Source organism: Vibrio sp. 10N.222.52.C12, from assembly GCF_041474215.1.
Taxonomy (GTDB): domain Bacteria; phylum Pseudomonadota; class Gammaproteobacteria; order Enterobacterales; family Vibrionaceae; genus Vibrio; species Vibrio crassostreae_C.
In genome coordinates, this window is sequence record NZ_JBFRTR010000222.1 from 1 (window position 1) to 530 (window position 530).

1 pseudogene is annotated in these 530 nt (G+C 41.1%); it reads left to right on the plus strand.

What is annotated here, in order from left to right:
• Nucleotides 1–133: 133 nt before the first annotated feature.
• Nucleotides 134–530, plus strand: a pseudogene (locus AB4623_RS23910) (Na+/H+ antiporter NhaC); the annotation flags it as partial.

Sequence of the window (530 nt, forward strand, 5' to 3'; positions counted from 1 at the left end):
TGATTGAGTTAACAGTCAAATATCACAACTTGGGCGTATTTTTTCGATATAATAAACTAATTACTGTAGTGTCCGTTTTGCACCACACACTATAACGAAGCACTATAAATGCTCGAAATCACAAGAGGCTTTTATGAAGCAGAATAAAACTCGCCTACCGAACCTATTGCAGGTATTCATCGCGTTAGGACTATTTCTATCCCTTGCTTTTTCCTTTACTGCAAAGCTTGACCTTCCAATTCAACTTGCCTTGTATATTGGCTGGTTCATTATCATGGTTCTTGGTATTCGTCTTGGACACCAATACAAAGACTTAGAAAAAGCAGCACTCAAAGGAATATCCAATGGCTTAGGCGCGGTTTTAATACTTTTAGCCGTTGGCGCTCTTGTTGGTACTTGGATCTCAGGCGGGATCGTACCTACTATCATTTACTATGGTCTGAAAGCTATCCACCCTTCTATCTTCCTTTTAGCGACCATGATCATCTGTTCTCTAACTGCATTGGCGACCGGTACTTCTTGGGGTGCTG